This window comes from Amycolatopsis ultiminotia, assembly GCF_039536925.1.
In the GTDB taxonomy this organism is placed as follows: Bacteria; Actinomycetota; Actinomycetes; order Mycobacteriales; family Pseudonocardiaceae; genus Amycolatopsis; species Amycolatopsis ultiminotia.
On sequence record NZ_BAAAZN010000012.1, the window covers coordinates 228,878 to 243,969 of the forward strand.

At 72.0% G+C, this 15,092-nt stretch carries 15 protein-coding genes; 9 read left to right on the forward strand and 6 right to left on the reverse strand.

Translation table 11 applies throughout. The features are described 5' to 3' along the window. Window positions 1–49 precede the first annotated feature (49 nt). Genes ABD793_RS26515 through ABD793_RS26525 form a run of 3 tightly spaced genes read right to left on the reverse strand, consistent with a single transcriptional unit; the run spans window position 50 to window position 3,301 of the window. Window positions 50–463, reverse strand: a complete 414-nt coding sequence (locus ABD793_RS26515; RefSeq protein WP_344864672.1) for a TIGR03668 family PPOX class F420-dependent oxidoreductase — start codon at window positions 461–463, stop codon at window positions 50–52. A gap of 4 nt (window positions 464–467) precedes the next feature. Then, window positions 468–1,373, reverse strand: coding sequence for a S66 peptidase family protein (locus ABD793_RS26520; RefSeq protein ID WP_344864674.1), 906 nt, complete (start codon window positions 1,371–1,373; stop codon window positions 468–470). Next, window positions 1,370–3,301, reverse strand: coding sequence for a S9 family peptidase (locus ABD793_RS26525; protein ID WP_344864677.1), 1,932 nt, complete (start codon window positions 3,299–3,301; stop codon window positions 1,370–1,372). The genes ABD793_RS26520 and ABD793_RS26525 overlap by 4 nt, the downstream gene beginning before the upstream one ends. A gap of 118 nt (window positions 3,302–3,419) precedes the next feature. Between ABD793_RS26525 and ABD793_RS26530 the strand changes: the two genes are divergently transcribed. The 8 genes from ABD793_RS26530 to ABD793_RS26565 all read left to right on the forward strand — a co-directional run bounded on the left by ABD793_RS26530 (window position 3,420) and on the right by ABD793_RS26565 (window position 10,878). Further along, window positions 3,420–3,995 carry a DUF3090 domain-containing protein gene (locus tag ABD793_RS26530; RefSeq protein ID WP_344864679.1) on the forward strand — a complete coding sequence of 192 codons (576 nt, stop codon included), beginning with the start codon at window positions 3,420–3,422 and terminating at the stop codon, window positions 3,993–3,995. A 9-nt stretch (window positions 3,996–4,004) separates the two neighbouring features. Next, window positions 4,005–4,811 (forward strand): SCO1664 family protein, encoded by an 807-nt coding sequence (locus ABD793_RS26535; protein WP_344864681.1) that lies wholly within the window; start codon window positions 4,005–4,007, stop codon window positions 4,809–4,811. Continuing rightward, window positions 4,808–5,686 carry an aminoglycoside phosphotransferase family protein gene (locus ABD793_RS26540; RefSeq protein WP_425548777.1) on the forward strand — a complete coding sequence of 293 codons (879 nt, stop codon included), beginning with the start codon at window positions 4,808–4,810 and terminating at the stop codon, window positions 5,684–5,686. The genes ABD793_RS26535 and ABD793_RS26540 overlap by 4 nt, the downstream gene beginning before the upstream one ends. A gap of 163 nt (window positions 5,687–5,849) precedes the next feature. Then, window positions 5,850–6,827, forward strand: coding sequence for a hypothetical protein (locus ABD793_RS26545; protein ID WP_344864685.1), 978 nt, complete (start codon window positions 5,850–5,852; stop codon window positions 6,825–6,827). After that, complete coding sequence (locus ABD793_RS26550; RefSeq protein WP_344864688.1) at window positions 6,818–8,005, forward strand: hypothetical protein; 1,188 nt, start codon at window positions 6,818–6,820, stop codon at window positions 8,003–8,005. Before ABD793_RS26545 ends, ABD793_RS26550 begins: the two co-directional genes overlap by 10 nt. A gap of 65 nt (window positions 8,006–8,070) precedes the next feature. Then, window positions 8,071–8,877 carry a DUF3097 domain-containing protein gene (locus ABD793_RS26555; RefSeq protein ID WP_344864690.1) on the forward strand — a complete coding sequence of 269 codons (807 nt, stop codon included), beginning with the start codon at window positions 8,071–8,073 and terminating at the stop codon, window positions 8,875–8,877. Between the two features lie 91 nt (window positions 8,878–8,968). Further along, entirely contained in the window at window positions 8,969–9,403 is a 435-nt protein-coding gene (locus ABD793_RS26560; protein WP_344864692.1) for an NfeD family protein, read from the forward strand. A 110-nt stretch (window positions 9,404–9,513) separates the two neighbouring features. Next, on the forward strand, window positions 9,514–10,878 hold the full coding sequence (locus ABD793_RS26565; RefSeq protein WP_425548778.1) for an SPFH domain-containing protein: 1,365 nt from the start codon (window positions 9,514–9,516) through the stop codon (window positions 10,876–10,878). A 60-nt stretch (window positions 10,879–10,938) separates the two neighbouring features. On the opposite strand, the gene ABD793_RS26570 is transcribed toward ABD793_RS26565, so the two are convergent. Continuing rightward, window positions 10,939–12,282: an MFS transporter gene (locus ABD793_RS26570; protein WP_344864694.1), complete on the reverse strand. Its 1,344-nt coding sequence runs from the start codon at window positions 12,280–12,282 to the stop codon at window positions 10,939–10,941. Between the two features lie 208 nt (window positions 12,283–12,490). Here ABD793_RS26570 and ABD793_RS26575 point away from each other — a divergent pair, with 208 nt between their 5' ends. Next, window positions 12,491–13,081: a TetR/AcrR family transcriptional regulator gene (locus tag ABD793_RS26575; RefSeq protein WP_344864696.1), complete on the forward strand. Its 591-nt coding sequence runs from the start codon at window positions 12,491–12,493 to the stop codon at window positions 13,079–13,081. Here ABD793_RS26575 and ABD793_RS26580 read toward each other — a convergent pair. Both ABD793_RS26580 and ABD793_RS26585 read right to left on the reverse strand, forming a co-directional pair. Beyond that, window positions 13,068–13,703, reverse strand: a complete 636-nt coding sequence (locus ABD793_RS26580; protein WP_344864698.1) for a response regulator — start codon at window positions 13,701–13,703, stop codon at window positions 13,068–13,070. The genes ABD793_RS26575 and ABD793_RS26580 overlap by 14 nt on opposite strands. Next, window positions 13,700–14,926, reverse strand: coding sequence for a sensor histidine kinase (locus ABD793_RS26585; protein ID WP_344864700.1), 1,227 nt, complete (start codon window positions 14,924–14,926; stop codon window positions 13,700–13,702). The genes ABD793_RS26580 and ABD793_RS26585 overlap by 4 nt, the downstream gene beginning before the upstream one ends. Between the last annotated feature and the right edge of the window lie 166 nt (window positions 14,927–15,092).

Sequence of the window (15,092 nt, forward strand, 5' to 3'; positions counted from 1 at the left end):
TCGGGTAACTGCATCCTGGGTTTGCTGCCCTGTGCAGCAAGTCGCACCGTCACGAACCCGACCAGCCACGCCAGGCGTGGACCTCGGTCGCGACCACTGCGTGTTCCGGCGGGTGTTCCGCGTACTGCGGGTACTTCTCCACCAGCCATCCGACGAACGGGTCGCGTTCCGCGTCGGGGACCACTCGCGCCAGGCCGTCTGCCCGCGCCCACCACAGCCGGGACCAGTTCTCGTCGTACTCGTCGGACAGGAAGCACACCGCCGGGTTCTCCGCGATGTTCGCCAGCCGCCGCAATGCCGTGCTGCTCTTGGGTTTGTGGTCGACCGCGAACACGATTGTGTCGTCGCGTACGGCGAAGGTCACCGGCACCAGATGCGGTACACCACGCGCGTCCGCGGTCGCCAGGCGCGCCACGCGTGCGTCGGCGAGGCGGGTGCGGGCTTCCTCCGGGGACAGGCGCATGCGATCACGCCAGCGCGGGGGAGTCGAGGCTGAGCGTGCCGAGTTCGGTGTCCAGCGACGCGGGCACGCCCAGCGGAACCGTCGGCGACGACGCGACGTGCCCGAAACCGAACCCGCTCAGCACAGGCACGCGCAACGGAGCCAGCCGTTCCTGCAGCAGCTCCCGGATCTCCGCCGGATCCCCGCACGCGGCCCACGAACCCAGCACGATCCCGCGGACCCCGGCGAACCAGCCGGACCGCAGCAGCTGGGTGAGCATCCGATCGATCCGGTAGACGCTCTCGGTCACGTCCTCCAGCAGCACGATCCCGTCCCGCGCCGACCCCTGCTCCGCGGTACCGATCCCGGCCGCCAGCAGCGACAGGTTCCCGCCCACCAGCAGGCCCGACGCACGCCCGGCCACCAGCACGTCCGGCTCGGCGGCCCGCAGCACCCGGGTGTGCCCCGGCTCGAACAACGTCCGCCGCAGGTGCTCCGCCGCGGCTTCGTCGAACAGCACACTCGCCGGCATCGGCGAGAACAGCGTGCCCAGCCCGAGATGCGCCGCCACCGCGCGGTGCAGCGCGGTCACGTCACTCGAACCCGCCAGCACCTTCGGCTCCGCGGCCGCCAACGCGGGCCAGTCCACCAGATCCACCATCCGCTGGGCGCCGTAACCACCGCGCGCGGCGAGCACGCACCGCACCTCCGGATCCAGCCACGCCTCGGCGAACTCCGCGGCCCGGACCTCGTCCGGTGCGGCCAGATACCCCGGATCCGCCACCTCGGCCCGCACTCCGGCGCCGACGCGCACCTTCACCCCCCAGCCGCGCAGCACGGGCAGCGCCGCGTCCAGCAGGTCGCGGGGCACCGGCCCGGACGGTGCGACGAGTGCGACGGTGTCTCCGGCGCGGAGCCGGGCCGGTCTCATCTGGCCAGCTCCAGCACCGGCACATCCGGCGGCGTGAACCCGAGCACCTGGCCGTAGAAGGACAGCTCCGCCTCCAGCGCCGCGATGATCGTCTCCGCCCTGCGGAAGCCGTGCTGCTCGCCCTCGAACCGCAGGTAGGCGTGCGGGACACCGCGTCCGGCCAGCCCGGCCACGAACCGGTCGGCCTGGTCCGGCGGGCAGATCTCGTCCTCCAGCCCCTGCAGGAACAGCACCGGACCGGCCAGGCTCTGCACGTGTGTGATCGGCGAGCGCTCCCGGTACCGCTGCTCGGTCTCCGGATACGGGCCGACCAGCCCGACCAGGTACTGCGATTCGAAATCGTGCGTCTCGCCGCCGGCCCCGGTCCACCCGGTGAAGTCCAGGATCGGGAACTTCACCGTCGCCGCCGCGTAGGTCCGGGTCATGGTGATCGACGCGGCGGAGGTGAACCCGCCCGCGCTGCCACCGCGCACCGCCAGCCGCTGCGGATCGGCCAGCCCTTCGGCCACCAGCGCCTCGGCGACCGAAACGCAGTCGCGCACGTCCACCACGCCCCACTGCTCCCGCAGCCGCTCCCGGAACGCCCGCCCGTACCCGGTCGACCCGCCGTAGTTCACCGCGACCACCCCGATGCCGCGGCTGGTGAAGTACGCGAAGTCCAGGCTCAGCGCCCCGTCGCTGTGGCCGGTGGGCCCGCCGTGCACATGGACCAGATACGGCGGCAGCTCACCCTCGGGTGCGGTGAAGTCCGGGTTCGACGGCGGAAAGACGTATGCCGGGATCTCCGCCCCGTCGGCCGCGGTGAAGATCCGTTCCTCGGCCACCGGCAGGTACTCCGGTGGCGGCAGTTCGTCCGGTTGCGGGCTGAGCGCGGTCGCCTCGCCGGTGGCCGGATCCAGCCGCACCACCGCACTTTCCCGCCGCGCGCCCGCCGCGATGCCGGCGATCCCGCCCGGCACCGGGACCAGCCCCGCCGACGACCACACGGTCAGGTCCGTGTCCACCGGGGTGACCGAGCCGGCGTGCTCGTCCAGCACCGCCAGCCTGCCCGAGTCGAGGACCGCGAACCGCCCGGACCCGAGCGGGGCGAACCAGCTGACACCGAGCTTCCACATCGGTCCGCCCAGCTCCCGCTGCACCGGCGCGAGGTTCACCGCCACCCCGTCCAGCCCGATCCGGTGCAGGTTCCACCAGCCGTCCGGGTCCGCCAGCATCAGCAGCCGGTCGGCGGATTCCCATTCCAGCTGGCACACCGCGACCGCCGGGCCGCCGGCCAGCACCCGCGCCGCACCGAACGACCCGTCCGCGGCCACCGGTGCCACGAACAGCTCGGTGCCGTCCCACGGCATCGCCGGGTGATCCCACGCCAGCCACGCCGCGTGCCCGCCGTCCGGCGACAGCTGCGGCGCGGTGAAGAACCGGTGCCCCGCCACGAGCACGCGTTCACCGCCGCCGTCCAGCCGGATCGCCACGAGCTCCCGCGCGATGTCCGTGCGCCGCGACCCGGTGCTGCGCTCCCGCACCGCCCACACCTCGCCGTCGAGCCCGCGCCGCAGATCGCCGTACCGGACACCCTGCGGGGTGGCGGGTTCCGGCGTCAGCGGGGACACCTCGCCGCCGGTCAGCGCGTAGACCCGCTGGTCGGCCCAGTGCGTGAACACGACCGCCGGGCCCGCCGCGACCCACGGCCGCCCGCCGTACTCGTGCACCCGGTTGCGCACGTTCCACGGAGTGGGCAGCACGTCTTCGGTGCCACCATCGGGCAGTGCCCGCACGAGCGCGACCCGGCCACCCTCGTCCGGGCGCGTTTCGGCCCACCAGAGCGCGCCGTCGACCTCCGCGAGCCACTGCGCGCTGCGCCCGGCGGCCGCCGCGGCACCCGCGGAAACGGGAGAGGTCCATGTTCCGTATGAAGAGATCCGAGGCACCCGGCGAGCGTACCGGCGATCCGCTGCGTGTCCGGTCCCGCACGGTCCGCGTCGGAAGCCGGTCAACCAGGGGCGGCGGATGCCGATCATGCCGCGGTGGCCTAGGGTCGAAGGTGTTATGTCACGCGTAATCCACGTCTTCCGCAAGCCCGACCGGTTCGTTGCCGGCACGGTCGGCGAGCCCGGCGATCGCACGTTCTACCTCCAGGCGTCGGAGGACGTCCGGACGATCAGCGTCACGATCGAGAAGCAGCAGGTCGTCGTCCTCGCCGAGCGCCTCGGGTCGCTGCTGGAAGAGGTCGCCAGCCGGTTCGGCGCCGACGTGCCCGACGAGGTGCCCGACGAACTCGTCGACGTGGAACCGCTCACGGTGCCCGTCGAGGAGGAGTTCCGGGTGGGCACCATGGGCCTCGGCTGGGACGCCGACTCCGGCGCGGTGGTCGTGGAACTGCTCGCGATGACCGAGGGCGAGGTCGACGAGACGGTGGTGCTCGACGACACCGAGGAGGGCCCGGACGCGGTCCGCGTGTTCCTCACCCCGGTGACCGCGCGCGCGTTCGCCGAACGCGCCGACCGCGTGGTCAACGCCGGACGCAAGCCGTGCCCGCTGTGCGGGGAGCCGCTCGACCCGGCCGGTCACATCTGCCCACGGCAGAACGGGTACCGCCGCGACGTCGACGTGACCGAGGACTGAGGGGCCGCCGTGGCGAGCACACCGCCGGGGCCCGGCGATCCCGGCGCCCACGAGTTCGTCACCCGTGGCCGCCTCGATGTCGAGGGCCGCCTGGTCGACGCCTCCAACGTCACCCTGTTCTGCGCCATCGAACTCGACGGCGTGACCGGCCGCGTGGTCTACAAGCCGGTGTCCGGGGAGCGGCCGCTGTGGGACTTCCCGGACGGCACTCTCGCCGGGCGGGAAGTCGCCACCGCGATGGTCTCCACCGCGTGCGGGCTCGGCTCGATCCCGCCCACCGTGCTGCGGGAAGGCCCGTTCGGCCCCGGCATGGTGCAGCTGTGGGTCGAGACGACCGACGAAGAGGTGGTCGACGTGTGCGCGCCGGACGAGGTCCCGGACGGCTGGCGCACCGTCCTGCACGCACACGACCGGCTCGGCGATCCGGCGGTCCTCGCCCACGCCGACCACCCGAGCCTGCGGGAACTGGCCGCGCTCGACGTGATCGTGAACAACACCGACCGCAAGGGCGGGCATCTGCTCGCCGCCGCCGACGGCCGGGTCTACGGCGTGGACCACGGCATCTGCCTGCACACCGATCCGAAGCTGCGGACCGTGCTGTGGGGCTGGATCGGCGAACCGCTGCCCGCCGACGTGGTGGAGAAGCTGCGCAAGCTCCGTGCCGATCTCGACGGCCGCCTCGGTGCCGCGCTGGGCGAGCACCTGACCACCTTCGAGATCCGCGCGCTCGGCCGGCGCACCGACGTGCTGCTCGCGGAAGCCGTCTACCCGGAACCCGGCGACGACTGGCGCGCGATTCCCTGGCCGCTGTTCTGATGGTCGCGCTGCTCGACGACGAGGCACGGGCACGGCTGGTCGACCGCTTCGGCCCGTCGGTCGAAGCGTGGTGCACGGCGCTGCCGGACCTCGTCGAACGGCTCTGCCGGCGCTGGGGACTGACCGTGCACGACACCCGCCCCGGCAACAGCGGGCGCACCCTGTTGTGCCGCAACGCCGCCGGCACACTGCGAGTGCTGAAGCTGTGCCCGGACCGGGCGATCGCGACGGCGGAGGCGACCGCGCTCGGCTCCTGGGCCGGGCTGTCCCGCGTCGTGCAGGTACTGAAGACCGACCTGGACCACGGGGCGGTGCTGCTCGAAGGCCTCGAACCCGGCAGCACCCTGACCGCCCGCGGCGCGGACGTGCCGTGGACCGAGGTCTCCGACCTGCTCGCGGACCTGCACAGCGTCCCGGCCGCCGGGCCGTTTCCCACCCAGCTGGAGCGGGTCCGGTCGATGTTCGCGCTCGCCGAACGCCGGCTGCGCGGCTCTCCCGCCGAGGCCCGGCTGCCGCTCGACACCCTGCACACCGGGCTCGCGCGCGCCGAAGAGCTCGCGGTCAGCGGTCCGGTCGCGCTGGTGCACGGCGACCTGCACCCGGGCAACGTGCTCGACGCCGGCCCCGCGCGCGGCATCGTCGCGATCGACCCGCGGCCGTGCACCGGAGATCCGGCGTTCGACGCGGTCGACTGGGCGGTACTGCCGATGACCGGCGGCGCCACGTTGAACGACGGGCTGGATCGCATGCCCCGCGAAGACCGCGACCGGGTCCGCGCGTGGTGCGTCGCACTCGCACCGCTGGTGGCGATGGGCCCGTTGCACCGAGGCGGGCCGACGGCGTTCACCGACGCGGTACTGGAGATGGCGCGCTGATCGGCGTGGTTGCTCCCGGCAGGTACGAGATTCCCGGTTTGTTCGGTAACTTCATGCCTCGACCCCGCTGAGACACACCGGCGCCGAGGAGACTCCGATCGACAGGCAGCGAGCAGGATGGGGCAAAGCCCTCGCCGGAAGCGCCGTCTCGGCCGCGCTGGGCGTGATCATCAACGTCGCGACCGACCTCAAGACGAATGTCTGGGCCTGGCTGGCCGTCGGCGTACTGGTCGGAGCGGGTGCGGTGACCGGCTGGGCCGCGGAACGCCGTTCCCCGCCGGCGCCGGGCTCCCCGAGCCGTGCCGCGCCCGTCGCCGAGGCCGTGAACCAGGCGAACTACGCCGAGCACGGGGTCCAGGTGCACGTCGGCGGATCCAGCGAGCAGATCACCGTGAAATCGCGCTCGGGCACGGCCGGTGTGACACTCGGCGTGCTGGTCATCGTCGCCACCCTCGCCGGGATGGCCGCCGGTGCCTGGCTGATTCCCCGCGCCGAGCCTGCCGCCGCCGGACCGACCGGCAGCGGTGCCGCCGCACCCGCGTGGGCGATGACGATGCAACCCGAACAGTGCGACACCGGCTGGGTCGTGCCCGACCACGGACAGTCGTCGATCCCGGTACCCGACAGCGGCGGGCCGGAGGGTGCGGTGCTCACCTCGGGCGGCCGGGTCGAGGTGACCTTCCAGGGCGTGCGCGACGAAGCCGCGGTCCTGCACTCGATCTCGGTCGAGGTCGTCCGCCGGGCGCCGGCGTTGCCCGGGATCTACCTGCCCGGGTTGTGCGGCAGCGACGTCCGTCCGCACTTCTACGCCACTGACCTCGACGCGCCGCGGCCGGTCGTGGTGCCGGCCGCGGGCGAAGAAGGGGGAGTGTCCGTCCCCGCCCGGCAGTTCAGTTTCCAGGTGGGCAAGAGCGACGTCGAGAAGGCCATCGTGGTGCCGAACGTGGCCAAGGGATCGGTCGAGTGGTACTTGCACGTGAAGTGGAGTTCCGGGAACTCGCAGGGGGACCTCCGCATCGGCGACGGCGACCGGCCGTTCCGCACGACCGCGGCCACCGCGGCGAAGAAGTGGTGCACCCAGTACCCCGCGGACGGATCCGCCGTGTGGGGCAAACCGGACGGAGCCACGCCGTGCGCCTGACCCGGCTCGTCCCGGCGGTCCTGCTGCTCACCCTGGCCACCGCGTGCGGCGCCGACCGGCCGAGCCCGCCGCCCGCCGCGCCGGCCCCGCACTGGACCGCGATCCAGCCGGCCGGCATCCTGTCCGGCCGGCTGACGGAACCGGAAGGCGGCGCCGGGTGGAACAACGGGTTCGTGCTCGCCGGACGGCACACCGTCCCCGCGGCCCCGAACGACCGTGGCCAGGTGAACGACTTGGTCAGCGACGTCTACTTCTCCCGGGACGGCGCGCAGTGGACCGAGGCGAAGCCGCCGGGCCTGCACCAGCTGGGGCACAGCATCCCGGTCGCGGGATACCGCAACGCCGCCTACGTCCTGGGCTCCACCGCCTTCAACGCAGCGATCTGGCGCACCGAGGACGGAAAGTCGTGGCGGCGGACGCTGCTTGCCAGGAGCCGGATGGGGGAGGCGCTGACCGCGGTGGCCGCAGGCCCGCACGGGGTGGTGGTGGTCGGCTTCGACCGTCCGATCCCGGTGCTGGACAACGACTCCATCGACAACCGGCGCTTCAACGCCCTGCGTGTCTGGCATTCGGCCGACGGGAAGACGTTCACCGGACCGGAGACCGTCGAAGCCAGCGGCCTCTACAACGGCTACCTGCCGAAAGTCACGGCCACCGACGACGGATTCACCCTCTTCGGCATCGGCAAGGATTCCTTCGACCAGCGCACGTTCTCCTCGGCCGACGGCACCGGCTGGACCGAGGACGACGCCGGCTCGATGACCGGACGGCCGCAGGCGCTGGCCCGGCAGAACGATCTGACGGCCGTCTTCACCGAAACCGGCGGCGAGGGCTCCGGGCCGACGGCGTGGCACAAGAGCGGCGACGACGACTGGACCGCCTCCCACGACGTGTCACCCGGGACACTGCCGGACAGCAACGTCGACAGGCCCGCGAAACAGCACGTCTTGAACCTGACCGCGTGGCGAGGCTGGTTCATCGCGACCGGTGACTCCGCCGGTGCCGCAGGCGTATGGCTGTCGCGCGACGCGGTGCGTTGGGACCGCGTCCCGGTCAAGGCCAATGGCCTGGACACCGCCGCGAACATGGTCACGCTCGCTAATGACACCACCGTGCTGCTCGTCGCCGCCCCGCGCTCGGGCAGCGGCGCGGTGAAGCTCTGGAAGAACCGGTCCTGACGGCTCCCGCGGCAACGGCGTGGCGTGGCGACGCGACCCCGCCGACCGCACTAGCGTGGCCGACCGTGCGCTCCCGTTCGTATGACGATGTACTGTCCGGCCCGCGCAAGCGGAAGGTGCCGGAGGTGCCCGCCGAACCCGGTCTGGTGGTCGAGGACCCGGCCAGCGGCTACTGCGGCGCGGTGGTGAAGATCGAGTACGGCAACGTCGTGCTCGAGGACGCGAAAGGTCGCCACCGCGTGTTCCCGCTCGGCCCCGCGGCATTCCTGCTGGAGGGCAAACCGGTCACGCTCGTCCCGGTGAAGAAGGCACCCGCCACCACCCGGCAGGTGTCCGCGTCCGGTTCGGTTCGCGTGCAGGGACTGTCGGCCAGGGTCGCGCGCGACTCCCGGATCTGGGTCGAGGGCAAGCACGACGCCGAGCTGGTCGAACGGGTCTGGGGCCACGACCTGCGCGTCGAGGGCGTGGTGGTGGAACCACTCGACGGCGTGGACGTGCTGGCCGACCGGATCGCCGAGTTCGGCACCGGACCGGGACGGCGGCTCGGCGTGCTGGTCGACCACCTCGTGCCCGGCAGCAAGGAATCCCGGCTGGTCGGGCAGATCCGGGACGAGCAGGTGCTGGTCACCGGCCATCCGTACATCGACGTCTGGCAGGCGGTGAAACCGGCCGCGGTCGGCATCCGCGCGTGGCCGGAGATCCCGCGCGGCGTGGAATGGAAGGACGGTATCTGCGAGGCGCTGGGCTGGGGTGAGACCTACCAGGGCTGGCAGCGCGTGCTGGCGGGCGTGCGCAGCTTCCGCGATCTCGAGACACCGCTGATCGGCGCGGTCGAACGACTCATCGATTTCGTCACCGAACCGGCCGGGTAATGTCCGGTATGCCGGGTCCGCCGAGATCACGCGTCGGTCACGTCGAGTCACTTACCCGGTGTGAACCGGACCGATCTGGGAGCATGAGGACATGGCAGCGGCTCTGATCTGGCTGATCATCGGCATCGTCCTGATGATCGCCGAAGTGCTTTCCGGCGACTTCGTGCTGATCATGCTCGGCATCGGGGCGCTGCTCGCGGCCGGTTCCGACGCACTGACCGGAAGCATCCTGATCGACCTGGCGGTGTTCGCGGTCAGCTCGGTCGGTCTCGTCGCGCTCGCGCGCCCCGCGCTCAAACGCCGTTTCCTCGGTGGTTCCGGCGTGTCCACCGGCACCGACGCGCTGATCGGCGCCCGCGCCGTCGTCGTGTCCACAGTGGACTACGATGCGGGCCAGGTGAAGATCGGCGGCGAGGTGTGGTCGGCGCGCGCGGTGCACGAGGCGCAGCCGCCGATCGCACCGGGCACCAAGGTCACCGTCGTGGAGATCTCCGGGGCCACCGCGGTCGTGGACCCACTGTCGTGAACATCCCGGAAAACGGTACTAGGTAAGGGGAAAAGCTCTTGTCGACAATAGCGATCGTCGTGGTCGCGCTACTGGCCCTGTTCGTCATCATCACCGTGGTCAAGGCGATCATGGTGGTACCGCAGGCACAGTCGGCGGTCATCGAGCGGCTCGGGCGGTTCCGCACGGTCGCCTCGCCCGGCCTGACGTTCCTGGTGCCGTTCCTGGACAAGGTCCGCGCGCGGATCGACCTGCGCGAGCAGGTCGTGTCGTTCCCGCCGCAGCCGGTGATCACCGAGGACAACCTGACGGTGAACATCGACACCGTGGTGTACTTCCAGGTCACCGACTCGCGCGCGGCGGTGTACGAGATCTCCAACTACATCATCGGTGTCGAGCAGCTGACCACCACCACGCTGCGCAACGTGGTCGGCGGTATGAGCCTCGAGGAGACGCTGACCTCCCGCGACGCGATCAACAGCCAGCTGCGCGGTGTGCTGGACGAGGCGACCGGCCGCTGGGGCATCCGGGTCGCCAGGGTCGAGCTGAAGGCAATCGAGCCGCCGCCGTCCATTCAGGACTCGATGGAGAAGCAGATGCGCGCCGACCGGGAGAAGCGCGCGATGATCCTCACCGCGGAAGGCCAGCGGGAGTCCTCCATCAAGACCGCGGAAGGCCAGAAACAGAGCCAGATCCTCGCCGCGGAAGGGCAGAAGCAAGCCGCGATCCTCGCCGCCGAGGCGGAACGGCAGTCGCGGATCCTGCGCGCCCAGGGTGAACGGGCCGCCCGGTACCTGCAGGCGCAGGGCCAGGCGAAGGCGATCGAGAAGGTGTTCGCCGCGATCAAGGCGGGCCGCCCGACCCCCGAGGTGCTGGCCTACCAGTACCTGCAGACGCTGCCGCAGCTGGCGCAGGGCGACGCGAACAAGGTCTGGATGATCCCCAGCGACTACGGCAAGGCGCTGGAAGGCTTCGCCCGCGCGCTCGGCGCCCCCGGCGACGACGGCGTGTTCCGCTACGAGCCGCCGAAGGACGACACCCCGGAGCGGCCCGACCTCGAGGACGAGGAAGTCGCCGCCTGGTTCGACACCACCAGCGACCCGAAGGTGGCCGAAGCCGTCGCCGCCGCGGAAGCCGTGGCACGCAAGGAGGTCGACGGCCCGTTGGGCGGATCCGGGGAAACCCCGCGCCGCGCCATCGGCGGGCCCGCGCAGCCGAAGAAGTCCGCGGCCCCCGCGGAGACCGAGGAGCAGCCGCCTGCCCCCGAGCGTCCTCGGCCCAGCTCGCCACCGCCGGGCGCGCAGCAGCAACAGGCACCGCAGCAGCCGCCGCAGGCACTTCCGCAGGCGCAGCCCCCGGCCGGTCCGCAGGGCGGGCCGTACCAGGGTCCGCCGCAGCAGTTCGGCGGACCGCAGCAGCAGCCGCCGGGCAGTGGCCCGTTCCCGCAGCAGGGCCCGTTCGGTGGCCCGCAGGGCGGCCCGCCGCCGCAGCGCTAGCACCGCACCACCACGGCTGAGGCCGCCCCCATACCGATCCGGGGGCGGCCTCAGCCGTGTTCAGCGGGCGTAGGTCCGGACGTCGCCGATGTCCGCCTTCGACCGGTCCGGCAGGGCGATCACGCACACCGCCGTGACCACCACGGACAGCACGATGTAGATCGAAATCGAATACGGCGTGCCGGTGAGGTGCAGCAGCCAGGTCGCCAGCAGCGGGGCCGGGCCACCGGCGAACACCGACGCGAGCTGGTAGCCGAGGCCGGCGCCGCCGTAGCGCAGATGCGTCGGGAAGCTTTCGCCGATCAGCGCGGCCTGCGGCCCGTACTGCATCGCGTGCGCGACCAGCGAAACGAAGACCGCGACGAAGATCAGCGCGTGCCCGCCGTGCGAGAGAACCGTGAAATACGGGAACGCGATCGCCCCGGTGAGCACCACCCCGGCAAGGTAGATCTGCTTGCGCCCGATCCGGTCGGAGAACTGCGAGAACAGCGGGATCAGCACCAGTTCCGCGGCGGCCCCGACGAGCACCGCGTTGAGGATGAAGGTCTTGCTGAACTCCGGCCGCTCCACCACGTACACGAGCACGTAGCTGGTGAACAGGTAGAACGGCATCTGCTCGCTGAAGCGCAGTCCGGCCGAGAGCAGGATCTCCCGCCAGTGGTGGCGCACCGCGTCCGTCACCGGCGCCTTCGACGTCTTCTTCTCCGCGACCACCGCGGCGAACATCGGCGTCTCCAGGATCCGCAGCCGGATCACCAGCCCGATCCCCACCAGCACCAGGCTGAGCAGGAACGGGATGCGCCAGCCCCAGGAATCGAACGCCTCGGTGGACAGCGTCGCCGACAGCAGCGTCACCCCGCCGGTGCCGAGCACCAGCCCGACCGGCACCCCGACCTGCGCGAAACTTGCCAGCAGCCCACGCCTGCGCTGATCGCCCCATTCCATGGCCAGCAGCACCGATCCGCTCCACTCGCCGCCGATCGCGACGCCCTGGACCAGCCGCAGCAGCACCAGGATCAGCGGTGCGGCGAAGCCGATCGAATCGGTCCCGGGCAGCACCCCGACAACCGCCGAGGACAGGCCCATCAACAGCAGCGTGACGATCAGCGTCGTCTTGCGGCCGAGCCGGTCACCCCAATGCCCGAAGATCGCCGCGCCGATCGGGCGCGCGGCGAACCCGACCGCGTAGGTGGCGAAGGACTGCATCGCGCCCGCGTACCCGGACGACGCGGGGAAGAACAGATGGGGGAAGACGAGTGCCGCGGCGGTGTTGTAGAGGAAGAAGTCGTACCACTCGATGGTGGTGCCGATCGAACCGGCGAGTGCTGCTCGCCGTACCTGCACCCGACGGTCCCGCGAGGACGCATCGACCGACTGGGCTACCTCGTTGTCGCCTAGAACCATATTCGCACACCTCTCGTGACGGGCGTCACGCCATAGTGTGAAGGATCGGACGCGGTTTGACGATTCCTGACCGGGTTTCCGGTTCGGTGGTTTCGCCCCGGTGCGCGGTGGCCGTGGCCGGCCACCGTCGTCCACAGTGGAGTCCGCTGCGCGGCGCCGGGCCGTGCCCGGCTCGCTGCCCGCCACGGCGGCACTACCATCGGGGGCCGTGACGGAGCAAAAGCCGCTGCGTGCCGACGCACGCCGCAACCGGGCGAGAGTCCTCGAAGCCGCGGAGTCGGTGTTCGCGGCGAAGGGCACCGGTGCGCCGACCGAGGAGGTCGCGCGGGCGGCCAGAGTCGGAGTCGGCACTGTGTTCCGGCATTTCCCGACCAAGGAAGCGCTGTTGGAGGCGGTGCTGTTCGCCCGGCTGGACCGGTTCGCGGGCGAGGCGGAGACGGTCGTGGCGCACGACTCGGCCGACCCCGGTGCTGCCTTCTTCACCTTTCTCGCCAGCTGGATCGAGATGTCCAGTGCCAAGAACGCCTACTTCGAGGCGCTCAGCGCAGCCGGGGTGCGCGTGCCGAGCGCTCGTTCGGCCGTCGGCGCACGGCTGCTGGACTCGTTGGGCGTGCTGCTGCGGCGCGCACAGGCGCACGGCGCGGTCCGAGCCGACCTGACCGTCACGGAACTGGTCTCGGTGATCATCGGCACCGCCAAGGCGGCCGAGCACGCCGGCACCGAACCCGCCCGCCGGGAACGGATCATCTCGATCCTGTTCGACGGGCTCCGGGAGAGCGGCCGGGTCAGCGGCGGATGAGTCCGAGGTTTCCGGCTGCGGCGACCGCCGAGGTCCGGGAATCGACGCCGAGTTTGGGGTAGATGCGGGCCAGATGCGATTTGACGGTGCCCTCGGTCAGGTGGAGCCTGCCGGCGACGGCCCGGTTGGACAGGCCGTCGGCGACGAGCGTGAGGACTTCGATCTCGCGCAGGGTCAGCGCGGTGCCGGGGGTGCGCAGCCGGTTCACCAGCCGGTCGGCGACGGTCGGGGCCAGCGTGGCGCGCCCTGCCGCCGCGGTGCGCACGGCGGCAGCCAGGTCTTCCGGCGGGGCGTCCTTGAGCAGATAGCCGGTGGCACCGGCCTCGATGGCGGGCAGGGTGTCGGCGTCGGTGCCGTAGGTCGTGACGACCAGCACGCGGGGTCCGTCCGGACGGGCGGTGATCGCGGCGGTCGCCTCGGCACCGGTCATCCCTCCGCCGAACTGCAGATCCATCAGCACCACGTCGATGTCGCCTTGTGCGGACCGGGCGACGGCGGCTTCGGCGGTGGCGGCCTCGGCGCGGATGACGAGACCCGGTTCGGTCTCCAGCACGGCGCGGAGCCCGGCCCGGACCACGGGATGGTCGTCGGCCAGCAACAGGCGGATCGGGGTATCGGTCACGGGCGGGCCTCCGGCTCGGATCTCGGATCGGCGCTCAGCGCGAGGGGGAGCTGCGCGGCCAGCGCAGTGCCCTGCCCCGGCGCGGTCTCGACGGTGAGCGTGCCACTGAGGGCCTGGGTGCGGGCGCGCATGGCAGCCAGGCCGAAACCACCCGTGACGGGGTCGGGCCCGCCCGTCCGGGCAAGGTCGAAGCCGACGCCGTCGTCGACGACGTCGAGAGCGATGTGGTCGCCGAGGTAGCTGAGGGTCACCTCCACCTTGCTCGCCCGAGCATGCCGGATCGTGTTGGCCAGGGCTGCCTGCGCGATGCGCAGGAGGGCTACCTCGTGGGCGGCAGGCAGCGGCACGGGGTCACCGGTGAGGTGGAAGCGCGCGGTGATCCGGTCGCGGGTACCGACCGTGGCGCACAGCTGCTGCAGTGCGTCGGCCGGTGTGGCACCGTCCAGGGCCGGCGGGGTGAGGCCGGCGACGAACCGGCGGGCTTCGGCGAGGTTGTCCGCCGCGGCCTGGCGGGCCTGGCCGAGGTAGCGGGTGGCGTTCCCGGAGGTGCCGGGCAGCGCCCGTTCGGCGGCGCGCAGCAGCAGCTGGATACTCGAGAGCCCCTGGGCGAGGGTGTCGTGGATTTCCCGCGCCAGCCGCTCGCGTTCGGCGAGCACCCCGGCGGTGTGCTGGGCCTCGGCCAGGTCCGCGCGGGTGGCGGTGAGCTCCTCGATCAGCCGCCTGCGGTGGTCGCTTTCCCGGTAGAGGGCCTGATAACCCCACACCACGGCGACCGCGACAGCGGCACCGAGCGCGGGCCCGATCGCGATCGCGGGGCTGAACGAACCCTGGTGGGCGGCGAACGCGGTGATGGCTGCGATCGCGGTCGCCGCCACCGCAGCCGGCCCGTAGCGCCGCGGCAACAGGTGAAGCTGGAGGAAGTACAGCGGGAACGCGACCCACACCCCGTCGGCGGTGAGCACCACCAGAACCAGCCACATCCCGCCGACCGCGGCCAGCCATCCGGCGGCGGCCCGCCGGGAACCGCGGACGCGGGGGAGCAGCGGCCCGGCCGCGTACACCAGCCCGCACACCGCCGCGACGGCCACGACCAGCGCGGCCTGGGGGCTGCGGCCGGTCACCGCGCGGACGGCGGCCAGCGCGAGCAGACCGGCGATCAGCAGGTGCAGGCACCAGGTCAGGGTCCGGCTGGTCGGAGTCAGGGCGGGCGCGGCAGTGGTCACGGTATGTCCAGGGTACGGAGCCGGTCCACCACGACGCCTCTGTCGAAAGGTGGAAGCCGCCGGCACCCTTCCGGCCCGGGAGTTGCCATCCCCGGTGCGATGCCGAACGGGGGCCTGGCGGCGACGGTGGAGGAGTACCGACCCAGCCACCGGAGAGGACGTCCCG

Excerpts from the sequence above, each read along its gene's own strand:
- ABD793_RS26530 (WP_344864679.1), top strand. The coding sequence starts at position 3,420 with ATGTCACGCGTAATCCACGTCTTCCGCAAGCCCGACCGGTTCGTTGCC.
- ABD793_RS26560 (WP_344864692.1), top strand. The coding sequence starts at position 8,969 with ATGGCAGCGGCTCTGATCTGGCTGATCATCGGCATCGTCCTGATGATC.
- ABD793_RS26565 (WP_425548778.1), top strand. The coding sequence starts at position 9,514 with ATGGTGGTACCGCAGGCACAGTCGGCGGTCATCGAGCGGCTCGGGCGG.
- ABD793_RS26515 (WP_344864672.1), bottom strand. The coding sequence starts at position 463 with ATGCGCCTGTCCCCGGAGGAAGCCCGCACCCGCCTCGCCGACGCACGC.
- ABD793_RS26520 (WP_344864674.1), bottom strand. The coding sequence starts at position 1,373 with ATGAGACCGGCCCGGCTCCGCGCCGGAGACACCGTCGCACTCGTCGCA.
- ABD793_RS26570 (WP_344864694.1), bottom strand. The coding sequence starts at position 12,282 with ATGGTTCTAGGCGACAACGAGGTAGCCCAGTCGGTCGATGCGTCCTCG.